The organism is Parabacteroides sp. PH5-46 (assembly GCF_029892785.1).
Lineage (GTDB): Bacteria > Bacteroidota > Bacteroidia > Bacteroidales > Tannerellaceae > DFXE01.
This window is the reverse complement of the sequence record NZ_JARXXA010000005.1, coordinates 122,417-136,581: the sequence shown is the minus strand read 5'-3', so window position 1 is coordinate 136,581 and position 14,165 is coordinate 122,417. Positions and strand designations below refer to the sequence as shown.

Genomic DNA, 14,165 nt, shown 5'->3' with positions numbered 1-14,165 from the left:
GTTTAATTTTTTTGAGGGAAAATAATCTGATAATTTCCGCTTAGGTGCATAAAAGCAAACAAGTAAAGCAGTCCGTCGTAATACGCATCAAAATACCCGTCTTCGTAAGGAACATGCTTTGCATTCCAGAGCCGGTCGATAAACTCGCGGTTCTTGCAATGCGTAGAGATAAGAGATGCTGCCGCAGCAGTAGACACCAGTCCCAGGGAGTGGCGAAGTTTTCTATAGCCTCCGGCATCCAGAATTTCCTTCACCTGTGTGCCGTCTACATTGTACTGATCTACGAAGGTATCTATGCCCTGGTTGTACAGGAAGTTCTGTATTGTATTTCCGTAATTCTGCTGCCATTTGGCATCTTCGCAGGCCCAGGAATAATCCAAAGCCATGTTCATAGGCACACGCCAGGAATCATAGCGGAAAGCGTCACCGATAATCCGGTTACTGCCAAGTAACGTTCCATCGTAGTTGTTGTAATCCGGATTAAGTCCTGTTACCGGATGGATACTGCGATGTAAATACTCTCTACTCTCTTTGGCACATTCTCTCCAGAAGCCGGTTCTGCCATCATCTGCCCATCTTGCCCATACCTCGTAGAAGGCAGGTAAATGATAAGAAGGGTCGGTAAAGCGTCCTCCCCAAGGGTCAGGTGTAAATGTTATCAGTTTGTGCTCCAGATTAATGAAAGGAGCCGAACGATCCATTCCTGACTTCTGCATAGAGCAATTTAAGATATGTTGAGCCTCAGCCAGGTAATTGATATCTGTATCATTGCCCCAGCGGTTGGAAGCGAAGATCAGAGAAGTAACGTAGTATAGTTCTCCATCCGAAGCGGCTCCCTGAGAGTTGCGTGTGCCATCCGTCTTACAGCTCCAGGCAAAGTAGCCTTTTAACGGGCCGTCCTGATGTTGCATGTACTTTTTCCCCCAACGCCACAAGCGGTCGAAGATGTCTTTCCGGTCGAACTGCACAGCAATCATCATTCCGTAAGAGACACCCTCGGTGCGTACATCATTATTCTTAATATCACTGATATATGCCATAGAGTCTCCTACTTCAAAGTAAACCTTGTCAGGCCCGTAGAATAAGCCGTCGAATATTTCTTTCAATTTGGCATCAATGTCAGCTTGCTTATAGCCCATCTCAGCGAACATGTTACGGTATTTATCGGTTTGGAAAGCGCCTGCTTCCCACGGAAGGGCATCAAAACCGATCCAGTCTACCTCTACCTTCGAGCCTTTCTGAAGCGAAATATACAAGTCTTGTACACCTACCGGAGCCGATGTAACCTGCACACGTTTCTCCGTCCAGTCTTTGCTGGCGGGTATGTTGACGGTTGCTATCAGTGTGCCGTTCTTTCCGCCTGTACGAACTTGCAGCGTTCCGCCGGATGTAGAACGGGCGCGTACTGTTATTTCCTCTACTTTTTCCTTGCCAAAGTCTACCTGATTGTATTGTACCCAGGCATTCTTTTTACCGAAGATGGTTTTCCAGCCTTGGAACGTATCATTCTCGTCTAGGAAAGCAATGGAAGCTCCCGAAGCGTCGATGCTGCTATAGCGGTCTATCTGAATGCGTGTACGTGCATCCGTAATGCCCACTCCACGTAGGGTAGGGGTTACCTTGCGGATCGTACCGTCGGCATTGAAAAAGAGAGAGTCGATGCGTACAGAGCGATTCTTGTCGAATTGAGGCGAATAATCGTTGTGGTGGTAGAAAAGATACCATTGCCCCTGGTACTCTACAATCGAATGATGGTTCGTCCAACATTCCGAAGGCCACTGATCCATGATGAGTCCTTTAAACTCAAAAGGCCCCATTGGACTATCTCCCATAGCATAAGCCAAGGTTTCGGTCTTATCTTCCACCCAAGGGAAGGTGTAATAGTACTTTCCTTTCCGTTCGAAGACAAAAGGACCTTCCTTGAATCCTTCTGGCAGTCCAGTTACAGACACAGGCTCGGAAGCCAGTTCCAGCATATTATCTTTTAGCTTTGCCATAAACATGCCACGTCCCGACCAGTAGATATAGGCTTGTCCGTCCCTATCGATTAATACACAGGGATCAATACCTTGCACACCTTCTATGGCACGCATTTGCGGCATAAAGGGGCCTTCAGGCTTGTCTGAGGTAGCTACTCCAATGGCAAAGCCCTTCTCTACGCCACGAGGAGCGGAAGGGAAATAAAAATAATACGTACCATCTTTATAAACACAATCGGGTGCCCACATAGAGTAGGAGTCCGGTTGTACCCAGGGTACACGTTCCTGGCTGAGAATGACCCCGTGGTCTTTCCAGTCTGTCAGGTTGTCGGAAGAGAATACATGATAATCAGCCATACAGAACCACTCTTTCAGCCGTTCGATAGGGCTTGGTATGTCGTGAGAGGAGTAGACATACATCTTACCGTCAAAGACTCTGGCCGTAGGGTCAGCCGTGAACTGGTCGCGGATAATAGGGTTTTGTGCGTGTATTACACCGGTAATAAAACAAAGAAAGACAGAGAATAAAACTAATTTCTTCATACCATATTTATTTATAGATTTTACAAAGATTCTAGAATAGATTGCTAATAGATAATCACTATTTCTTAAAGAAAAGCTGCAAAGTTTCAGCTAGATACGTTCGGGCGTTCATCCAGGTATGTCCACCTTCTGTCAGTAGACTCTTATACTGAATTTTCTTTTCGTCAAAATAGTTCAGGTTACGCACTACGTCTTGATAAAGAAAATCATCTTTTCCTATCCCGAACCATAACAGGTTCAGACGCTGTTTCAGTAACGAGGGATTGTTCATGTATTCACTAAAATGAGTATCCATTACCTGAGGGGTGAGGTGGGCGCTATATGAAGCCAGCCAGGCAAACTTGTCCAGATGTGAGAAAGCTGTAAACAGCGATTGTCCTCCTCCTCTTGAAAATCCGGCAATCGCACGGCTTTCGGCCTCCGCCTTCACCCGGTAGTTAGCTTCCACGAAAGGAATAATACAGCCTGTCAATTCTTTTGCAAACACAGCATACATATCAGCAGCCGAAGGGGATGACGGCATGGGTGTACCGTTCATCATATAGCCGTAGGGCATCACTACAATCATTGGTTCGGCTTTTCCGCTTGCTATCAGGTTGTCTAGAATTGTGTTCACACGGCCTACTTTAAACCATGTTTCTTCTGTGTCAGTAGTACCGCTCACCAAGTATAATACCGGATACGATTTGTTTTCCTTTTCGTATCCCGCAGGGGTATAGACTAATAATGGGCGATTCATACCCAATACATCAGACGAATAGGTGCAATAAGTCACTCGTCCATGGGGCACATCGTTCACTGTGTAAAGTGCAGCAGCATCCGGCATTTCGAGCAAACTGGCTTTGAAACGTTCGTTAGGGAAAAGGAGTATATTGCTCGGATCCGAAACCTGCACTCCATCTACAAAGAAAGAATAAGGATAGATATCCGGTTTTTCTATTTTAACAGTGATACGCCAAATACCCTTTTCATCTTTGATGAGTGCTTTTTTTTCAGCCATAAACTGTCCTTCCAGTTCCACTGCTTTAGCCAGTGGTGCCTGAATAGAAAAGGTTACATTACCATCAGAGGATACTTCAGGAGAAACTACCGGGTTATTCCAGGGATTGCCCTGTGCCTGTGTTATTGCACAAAATAGAAAAGCAAAGTAAGCAACAGTAGATAATTTTTTAATAATTCCAATCATTTTTTTGATATTATATTAGTTAACAAAATCAATAGACATCTCTATTACAAATGTAAAAGATTCACTTCTTGTGGTTGGTACAATTTTGTAACACAAAATGTTGTTATCATTACCCGGGTGTATCCGGTGTTACAAAAGCTTTCGTCCATGTTACATCCAGCTGCAAGTGCTCAATAAATCAGAGACAGTAATTTTCTGTTATCGCTTATTCTATTTACTTTTGTAAGTAAATCTATATAACATGAGCAAGACGATATTCCATAATAGCAAAGCCTTATACGCCATTGGGGGAAGCATCTTATTCGCCTTACTTGCTTTTTTGCTCTACACAATGGGCTATTACAACTTTTGCTATCTGGAACAATGGAATACTTTCATTTATGATGCCAACTACATCAGCAATGTCCTGGCACAACCCGGTGGGTGTGTACAGCTTGCTTCCAGCTTTCTGACTCAGTTCTTTATTTATCCCATAACCGGCATATTGATAACAGCCTTGCTCCTTACATGGATCGCTTTGCTGATTACCGATATTCTATACTGTTGGACAGGTAGTCGATTCATCTTCCCTTTAGCTCTTTTCCCTATTGCTGCATTGATGTTTCTGCACTACAATACCAATTATCTATATGCCGGAACCATTGCCTTTTGGCTGATGCTGGTTTGTCTTCGCTTGTATTTTTTATGGCATAAGCTTATTGCCCGACTTACTTATTCTCTGATAAGTGCTTTTTTGTTATTTGTTGTAGCCGGGCCGATTGCCTTTTTGTATAGTTGCCTCTTGTTGATTATAGAGTTGTTCAGTCTTAAACGGCAGGCACTTTGGTTTATTTCGCTTCCACTCATGGTGTGTTTGGCTGCCTGGGTTTGCTTGTTGCTGGGACTTTCCGGTGAATGGAAACACCTTCTGTTGCCTGATGGCTATTTTACATTAAGGCTACAGGCAGGATCCATCATTTACTTACCCTGGGGGCTGATACTGTCTGTTTTTACAATCGGTGGGATATATAAGTTGCTTCGTATCAAGAAGGAATGGATAGAAAGAAGCTGTTGTGCAATCTTGCTTATAGGTGCAATTGCATTCACGTTCATCGGTGCATCCTGGTATATAGACGCAAACAATGAAAGCTTCAAGGAACTAAGCTATTACGCAAGGCTCAGTCAATGGGAAAATATCATCGGGAAATGCAAGCAACTACCTATGAATAACCTGCTCTTTCAGAACAATCTGAACCTTGCACTGGCCGAAAAAGGAAGGCTGGCAGATCAACTGTTTGAACAGCCTTGCATAGATATACAAACCATTTATGTGGTAGCAAACAAGACGCCCTATATCTCTGCATTACTCAGTGATATATACTTTTCGATGGGGCACATCGCTTTTTCCCAGCGGTACGCCTTTGAGGCCAATGAAGCCATGAACAACTTCTCTCCGCGTATGCTTCAGCGCCTGGTTCAAACCAACCTCATTTACGGTCAGTATGGAACAGCGCAGAAGTATCTTAACATACTTGAAGAGAGTCTTTTCTACAAAGATTGGGCGGCATCTCACAAGCCTTTCCTGTGGAATGATCCGGCTGTAGAGGCCGATCCTGTCTTAGGAGCCAAACGAAGATGCCTCTTCCCTGATAACCGCTTCTCGGGCATCAAAGGACTGGATGATGATTTGAAACAGATCGTTCTTCAAAATCCTGAACACAAGGCTACTATCCAATACCTGGGTTCATTGTATTTGCTGTCTAAAGACATTCCACGTTTTAAGGCAACTCTCGAAACCTTCTATGATACAGCTGCATTACCCGCTGTATTGCCTGTCTGTTTTCAGGAAGGGGTACTTGTCTTTGCCGATGGAGACCAGGAAGTCATAAAGCAATACAACATACAAGCATCTGCCGTACAGCGCTTCGAGGCCTTTAAGCAAGAGCCATCCAAAAACACCCGCAACCTATGGCATTTCCTGAAATACAGAAAATAAAAGCAGAAACTAAAATGAGAATCTTAAGATATATATCGCTTCTAATCAGCTGTCTATTATGGGTAGGATGCTCAAAAGATGTACAGATTGAGCGTCACATAGGGCAGCTACCTCCTATATGGCCCGACTATACAGAAGTTACGCTCCCTCCAAATATCGCTCCGCCCAGCTTCAGTATGCCGGATAGCTGCCAGGTTTCCGAGCTGCGCGCGATATGCAAGGCCGGCAATGAGGAAATCCTCATTAAAGCCCGAAATGGACAGATAAGCATTTCCCCGTCTCAATGGAAGAAACTTGTAAGCACTTCGTCACCTATCAGTGTCTGTCTACAAGCCAGGAGGGGAGGGAAATGGGAAGAATATGTCCCCTTCCATCTCTACATTGCCGAAGAGAAAATAGATCCTTATATTGCCTACCGCTTAATAGAACCGGGATATGAAACCTGGAACGAAATGGGTATCTACCAACGCTGTCTGGAGAACTACGAAGAAACAGCTATTATCACCAATAAAATGACGGGATATGGTTGTATGAATTGTCATTCCTTCTGTCAGCAAAACCCGGATAAAATGCTGTTCCATCTTCGTTCCGATTACGGAGGAACCTATCTGATACAAGAGGGACAGATACAGAAACTGAATACCAAAACACCACAAACCATCTCTGCATTAGTTTACCCCTCATGGCATCCTTCCGGCGACTTTGTGGCCTTCTCGGTAAACGATACCAAGCAGATGTTTCATACTACAGACAGAAACAGAGTGGAGGTCATGGACTATAAGTCGGATGTAGTGGTCTATGACGTAAAGCGGGAACAGATTGTCAGTTCCCCCCTTTTATCCTCGGCAACAGCCTTTGAAACATTCCCCACCTTCTCTCCCGACGGGAAAACACTCTATTTCTGTTCGGCAGACAGTGTGGATATACCCGCCCAATACGACCAGGTACGATATAGCCTCTGCGCCATCAATTATGACGCAAGCACCCGTTCGTTCGGTAACCGGGTAGATACCTTGTACAATGCCTGCCAGGAGGGGAAAAGCGTATCTTTCCCCCGCGTATCACCTGACGGCAAATTCCTCATGTTCACCCTTTCCGCCTATGGCAATTTCTCTATCTGGCATAAAGATGCGGACTTATACCTAACCAACCTGCAAACAAGCGAGACGCAGCCCTTATCCGTATTAAATAGTGATGATGTAGATAGTTACCATTCATGGAGCAGTAACAGCCGTTGGGTAGTGTTCAGCAGCCGCCGGATAGACGGATTATATACCCGCCCCTTCATAGCCTATGTAGATGAAGCAGGAAAAGCACACAAGCCTTTCCTGTTGCTGCAAAAGAAGACAGATTATTATGATTTTCTGATGAAATCGTACAACATCCCTGAGTTTATCTCAGGAAAAGTAAACGCAAGTGCCTACGAGATTAGCCGGATAGCAAAAGAGGAGAGGGGAACAGACATCACTTACTCCCCTCAATAAAGCTGTTATTCAGCCCAAGGCATCCACTTCAGGTAATCCACATCCCTGAATATTTCTGCTTTCGTAACAGAGGTGTTGACCTCTTGCTTACCTAATAAGAACTTGTCTATAAAAGCCTCTACTTCCGGATATTGGCTCTCAGGAAGTGCGCAATGCTGATGCCCGCCCTGAATAGAAAACCCCATACGATCCTCTATGCCAAATACTTTCCACACCATTCTGGCAGCCTGACAGGAAACGTAATTAGACTCCTCTGCCAACCATTCATAGTCTGTATTTCCCAACACTAGCAACGCACGGGGAGCAACCAATGCCGCCAGCTCATGATGATCGACAGGCAGGCGACTCACGTTCTCTCCGGCAAACTGAAACATACTCTCCAGAAACCAGGCACGGCTGGTATTGCCTAAAGTCTCCACATGCCCCAGCGTTTCAGAAACCCTCCAGGCATCCACTCCGCCACCGCCCGGTTCCTGAGCAATGGTCAGTGCAATACGCTCATCAAAAGCGCCTGCATATAAAGCCATTTTTCCGGCAAACGAACATCCGGTTATTGCCAGGTGGGAAAGATCAATATTCGATTTCTTGCCGATAATCTCCAATCCATCAATCAAACGGCTTACTCCCCATGGCCAGGCACTATAGGCACCTATGGCTGTATGTTCGGGATATAAACGATTGATCGGTTCGCTGCCACGCGTCTGCGTATGCGACATAACCTGGCTAAAATCAAATGCAATTTGTGCGATCCCCCTTGTATCAAACAACTCAGTAGGAAGAGAGCCTGTAGGAAACCCTATTCCGATAACAGCAGGAAATGGCCCATCGCCTTCAGGATATTTGATCGGTGCAACCAACACCAGGCTTTCTCCCTTTTCATGCACTGTAACCCGTAATGTATCATCTGTCAGAACAGCTTCTATACTGTCTTTCGATACTACAGGCTTTATTCCTAACTCATAATGCTGCAACTGTTGAATAATCTCAGAACGATGCCGTTCCCAATCCTTAAAGCTTGTAGACTTGCCACTACCATCTGCCCATGCAAAAGGATCGGGCAGTGTATATATTTCGGGCAATTCATCCATCGGAAGCATGTCCAGCCGCGAATAGCTATTGGCTGTATTCTCATGATTGTAAACCAAAGGGATTTGCTTCTGTCCGCATGCAGTCAGACAAAGAAGCAAAATATATATTCCCATCCATAGCCTTGTTGTTTGTTTCATATCTCATTGTAATTATCTGGAACAAAGATTAAGAATTCACCCAAAATGAGAAAATTTCATCCGGTTGAGAAAAGATTCTCATGCCGATGAGAAAAAATTCTCATGCGGGTGAGAAAAAAGTCTCACCTAGGTGAAACTTTTAGTTTCACTAGGTAAAAATAAGTGAAACTTTTCAACGTCCTGCTTATCAGATGTCTTTTATTCAGGGGGCTGTTGTAACATTCTATAACATCATTTGGTATTATCTAACAGCGTATAACACATGGTGTTGCGGTTATTATGTAACGTGCGTGATAGTTTTTGTAACATTTGTAAGCAATGATGTAACGTTTGCAAAACAAAATGTATCATATTTTTGCAACAATTAACATTTAAACAGTAGTTTTGTATTCATTAAAAGTAGATAAATAACTGAATAAATTATTTAACCCCAAAAATCAAATACAGCAATGAAAACATAAAAAATTGTATCCTTTTCCCCTATAAAGATGTAAGACATAGTATTTACGTCTTTGAAAGTAGAATTCATTTTTATATTACCTATTAATATTTTTATATGAAAATCACTAATCTAAAGAAAAGTATCGGGCTATTGTCACTATTGTTGATGATACCTGTTTGGGTATGTGCCCAAAATGTGACAGTAAAAGGAACCGTCAAGGATTCCTTCGGTGATGGTATACCGGGTGTAAACGTTCTGCAAGTAGGAACGACAAACGGTATTATTACGGACATTGACGGTAATTATCAGATTAATGTCCCTTCTAATGCTACGTTATCGTTTTCTTTTATCGGCTATATTACTCAAACTATACCTGTAGCTGGTAAATCAACAATCAACGTTATATTGAATGATGACACACAGGCGTTGGATGAAGTTGTGGTAGTAGGTTATGGTGCGATGAAAAAGAGTGATATCTCTGGTTCTGTAGCATCTGTCGATCGTGAAGCCATGATGCGTAAGACTCCTATAAACATTGCACAAGGTTTGCAAGGTGCTGCTGCAGGGGTGATGGTAACCTCACAAGACGGTTCTCCGGAAGCCAAGGCAGCTATCCGTATTCGTGGTGTTGCCACCATCAACGGTACTGCCGATCCTCTTTACGTAGTAGACGGTGTGCAGGTAGGTACCAATGTTAACCACCTGAACCCATCGGATATCGAAAGCATGGAGATCCTGAAGGATGCTTCTGCTACTGCTATCTACGGTTCTGCAGGTGCTAACGGGGTAATCATGATTACCACTAAGCACGGGATCAAAGGCCGTTCTACAGTGAACCTGACTGCCGATTTCGGTATTCAAACGATTTCAAGCCGTATGGATGTAGGTAGCCTAGACCAATATGCAGCCAACATTCGCCAGGCGCACATCAACGATGCTTCCGGTCTTTACAACCAGATTTGGGATGCAAAATACGATGGCAAACGTAAAACTATCGACTGGATGGATCAAATGACCAACCCAGCCTTGCGTCAAAACTATAACCTTTCTACTTCCGGAGGTAACGACAAGAGCCAGTTTAACTTCTCTGCCGGTTATTTGGATAATAAAGGTTTGATTGTTAACTCACAGTATCAACGTATTACAGCTCGTGCTAATGTGAAGACTAAAGTTAACAAGTATTTGGAGTTTGGTGGTGACCTGAGCTATGTTCACACAGACTCTCACGGTTCAAACAACACGGTAGGTAACTTTGGTAACATGTCTTCTTTCCGTGACTTGGAGACTTTTTCTCCTACTTTGGACTATGTTACTGCTGAAGGAGTACATGTTTCTCCCAACGTAGAGAACCCTGACGGTACATACGGTAGTGCCGCTTTAGGTAAAAATGCCAACGAAGCGGTTCTGGATGCATACAATAATATCTATGCAAGCCAGATGAACAACCGTTCACGTAATCGTAACAACCGTGTTTTGGCTAGTGCCTATTTAGATATAACCTTCTTCGAAGGGCTGAGTTTCAAAACATTGGCTTCGTATAATTACAGTTCAGGTTCACACCAGAACTTTGTAGGAAGTGACAACAACCGACGTTTCAATAGTATAAACGGTGAGATGGTGGAAGTTACTTTGAACAAGCTGGATTACACCAATACGTTCAACCTGAGCAACAACGAAGGTCAGACACTCTCTATCTCCAACTATTTTACATATAACTGGAAGAATGACATGCACAATGTTACTCTTATGGCAGGTAATGAAGTTTCTCGCTACTATGGTCAGTGGGTAAATGCCGGTGCTAAGAGCTTCCCTGGTGACAATATCAGAGAGGTTTCTTTGACTTCCGATATCAGTACATTAAGTGCAAATGGCGCCTTGAATCTTGAATCACGCGCTATCTCTTATTTTGCCCGTGCATCTTATAGCCTCATGGATCGTTATATCCTTACCGGTACTATACGTCGTGACGGTTCTTCTAATTTCGGTGCTGGCAACCGTTGGGGTACTTTCCCTTCAGCCGCTGCTGCATGGCGTATTTCTGAAGAAGCTTTCATGCAAGATCAGGACATCTTTTCTAACCTGAAACTGCGTGTTGGTTGGGGACAGACCGGTAACTCAGGTGGTGCCACAGACTTGTCTGTAGCTGCATTAACTCTAGCAGGTATAAAGTACAACTTCTATAGCCAAAATGGAAATATGGGCTTGGGCTCTACTCCTTCTGCTACCGGTGGTACATACCAAGGACTGGTAGATAGCAACCTGAAATGGGAAACCAACGAACAGACCAATATCGGTCTTGACTTCGGCTTGCTGCAAGGCGAACTGAATATTACGGCTGACTACTTTATCCGTAAGTCTAAAGACTTATTGCTTTATCGCCAGGTACGTCCTTCTACCGGTTACCAACAAGTTTATACAAACTATGGTGAGATTGAAAACAAAGGGTTTGAAATGAGCATCAGCTATAACAAACGTTTGAACAAAGACTGGAGCATTAATGCTACTTTGACCGGTTCTACCTTGAAGAACAAAATCAAGAAGATGGGTGAACCTGTTTATTATACCAACTCCGATGCTAGCGGTAAAGGAACAGACGATGGTTCTAACACAGGAGCTGTGGGTGCAGCTGCCGGTTACCACTGGGGTAATCACTCTGTATCCAAAGAAGGAGCTGCTGTAGGTTCTTTCTATGGCTACCGTGTGGAAGGTGTGTTCAAAAATCAAGCCGAAGTAGACGCTGCTAATGCTGCTACCAATGGAAGTAATAGTGGTTACTATCAGAATGATAAGACACAAGCCGGTGACTACAAGTTCAAAGATTTGGACGGTAATGGTTTCATCGACGAAAACGATATGGAAGTATTGGGAGATGGTTTCCCTGATCTGAACTTCGGTTTGAATTTAGGTGCGACTTATAAGAACTGGGATTTCTCTCTTTACACTTACGGTGTATTGGGACAGGATATATTCTCTTATTCAGCTATGCGCTTGTCTAACATGTTTACAGCTGACGACCCTACTCCTAACATCTTGAGAGAGGCTGCCAAAAACGCTTGGTCACCGGAAAATACCAATGGTTCATTATCCCGTCTTTCTTTACTGGATGCCAACTACAATATGCGTGCTTCTGATATGTGGGTAAAGAATGGTAATTTCTTGAAAATTAGCAATATTCAGGTAGGATATACATTGCCGAAATCGATCGCAAGCAAACTGTTGATTGAGAATGTACGTCTTTACTTATCTGTAGCTAATTTAGCAACCATTTCTCCGTATAACAAATATGGTGATCCCGAGGTTGGTCAGGGTAGTGTACTCGTAACAGGTCTGGATACAGGTCGTTATCCTTCTCCCCGTACTTATTCATTCGGTCTGAATGTACAATTCTAACAATTTAAATGAAAAATAATATGAAAGTCAAAAATATATTATACAGTTTGTTGGCAGGTACGGTTCTCTTGGCAGGAACTACCTCTTGTGACAATGACAAATTCCTGACAGTAGACCATTATTCTATTTTGGATTTGAATTCAGGATACGATAATGACGAACATGCACTCAGAAGCTTGAACGGATGCTACGACTCTATGCTTCCGTCTGAGGATAACAAGTTAAATGAAGACCCATTCAAACCTTATATTTTCACAGGTTGCCATCCTACGATGGATACACAAGCTACCGGTTGGGATAAGGACTTTATGACACAGAGCTGGACAGCTGACAAAGACGAGTTGAAAAGTGGTTGGAACCATGCTTATAATGGTATTACCCGCTGTAATGACTTTTTGCAGAATTTATCAGGGAATACCGCGAACTTCTCAAGCGAAGTGGCTGCTACGGCAGAAGGTGAAGCCCGTGTAATTCGTGCGTTCCACTACTTCTGGTTGGCAACAACCTTTGGTCGTGTACCAATGTTGGCTACCGGTGAAACATATGTGAATACTCCTTACAAAGCAAGAGCAGAATCGTATGAAGAAATGTGGGATTTCATTATTGAAGACCTGGAAGCAGCAGCTGCTTTGCTGAGCTGGAAGCCTTATAACGGACAGTATGGACGTTGCACCAAAGGTATGGCGTTGGCTTATCTGGGTGACGCTTATATGTGGAAAGCCTATCGTTGCCCCGACCAGGCCAACGAATGCTACAAGAAAGCAGAAACAGCTTTGAAGCAAGTACTGGATTCAGGTGAATATGAATTGAACAAATCATTTACTACTTTGTGGGATGCTACAGGCGTTTGGAGCAAAGAAACCATCTACGAACAAGTATTGAATGAAGGTGACAAATGGGGTAGCTGGGATGGCAACGCTTTGAGTGGTGCTAATGGTTGGACTATCTACTATTCTGCAGCTCCTGCCAACGGAGGTTGGGGTACTATCGCTTTATCATGGGAACTTTACGATTCTTTCGAACCGGGTGACAAACGTCGTGACGGCTCTTTGGTTACTGCCAGCGTTCCGGAAAATAAATTGGCAAAACCCGAATGGAAGAGCACAATCCCTGTGCCACAAGCATGGTTGGATGCTCCTGAAAATGCAGGATATGTTGAAAAAACATTGGCTTCTCCTAATGGATTCAATCCGTTTGTTCAGGAATATGTGGCTTATGACAACTATAAGTTTGATACCGGTGGTGAATATGCTCCGGCAGTGTACACTACAAAATACTGGCGTTTGGGTCGTTGCCACTGGAATAATGACCAACATGCTCCTGCTCAAATCTATAGAAAACGTCTGCCAAATGTAATGTTAGACTATGCAGAATGCCGTTTCATTCTTTACGGAGAGGGTGATGCTGAAGGTTGGGCTCAAATCAATAAACTACGTGAACGTGCTTTTGGTAACCTTGAAGTAGGTAATGCCACATCTCTGACTAGTATGTATTCAAAATACTACAGCGACAATATGGCTTCTTTCTATCAAGATGGTGGTTTCGGTTATTATGTTTCTATTAGTGACTATTATCCTATTCCGTTTGCCACAGAAGCTGCAAAAGTGCCTGATGCTCAAACTTATTACGGTCAATTGAAATCAACAAAGGGCTTCTCTTCTCCCGCATGGAAAGTGGCTATAAACATGGAACGTCGTAAAGAGTTCAGTGCTGAATGGTGCTTATGTCCTGATATGTTGAAGTCTGGATTCATGGCAGAACACGTGGCTGTAAACTATCCGAAACACAGTCAAACAGGTGATCCGGAAAGTGACTGGCAAACCGTACGTACCTTTGAATTTGATGAACGCAGAATGGATATGCCAATTCCGTCAGACGAGTTGATTAAGAACCCGCTTTGCGATCAGAATGAGGCATATAGATAATGTGCGTATTTGTAA

Annotated in this window: 7 protein-coding genes; 4 read left to right on the top strand and 3 right to left on the bottom strand. The window is 43.6% G+C overall.

Translation table 11 applies throughout. From position 1 onward, the window contains the following. Window positions 1–2 precede the first annotated feature (2 nt). Window positions 3–2,522 carry a glycosyl hydrolase family 8 gene (locus M2470_RS06945; protein WP_280744318.1) on the bottom strand — a complete coding sequence of 840 codons (2,520 nt, stop codon included), beginning with the start codon at window positions 2,520–2,522 and terminating at the stop codon, window positions 3–5. Between the two features lie 58 nt (window positions 2,523–2,580). After that, a complete protein-coding gene (locus tag M2470_RS06940; RefSeq protein ID WP_280744317.1) occupies window positions 2,581–3,708 on the bottom strand; it encodes an esterase in 1,128 nt (375 codons plus the stop codon). A gap of 241 nt (window positions 3,709–3,949) precedes the next feature. Between M2470_RS06940 and M2470_RS06935 the strand changes: the two genes are divergently transcribed. Then, entirely contained in the window at window positions 3,950–5,683 is a 1,734-nt protein-coding gene (locus M2470_RS06935) for a DUF6057 family protein (RefSeq protein WP_280744316.1), read from the top strand. 14 nt (window positions 5,684–5,697) lie between these two features. After that, entirely contained in the window at window positions 5,698–7,167 is a 1,470-nt protein-coding gene (locus tag M2470_RS06930) for a hypothetical protein (RefSeq protein WP_280744315.1), read from the top strand. A 5-nt stretch (window positions 7,168–7,172) separates the two neighbouring features. Here the strand turns inward: M2470_RS06930 and M2470_RS06925 are convergent, their stop codons facing one another. Next, complete coding sequence (locus M2470_RS06925; protein WP_280744314.1) at window positions 7,173–8,393, bottom strand: hypothetical protein; 1,221 nt, start codon at window positions 8,391–8,393, stop codon at window positions 7,173–7,175. A 556-nt stretch (window positions 8,394–8,949) separates the two neighbouring features. Here M2470_RS06925 and M2470_RS06920 point away from each other — a divergent pair. Together M2470_RS06920 and M2470_RS06915 are read left to right on the top strand one after the other, a co-directional pair. Beyond that, window positions 8,950–12,225 (top strand): TonB-dependent receptor, encoded by a 3,276-nt coding sequence (locus M2470_RS06920; protein ID WP_280744313.1) that lies wholly within the window; start codon window positions 8,950–8,952, stop codon window positions 12,223–12,225. 20 nt (window positions 12,226–12,245) lie between these two features. Next, complete coding sequence (locus tag M2470_RS06915) at window positions 12,246–14,150, top strand: RagB/SusD family nutrient uptake outer membrane protein (RefSeq protein WP_280744312.1); 1,905 nt, start codon at window positions 12,246–12,248, stop codon at window positions 14,148–14,150. The last annotated feature ends 15 nt before the right edge of the window (window positions 14,151–14,165 follow it).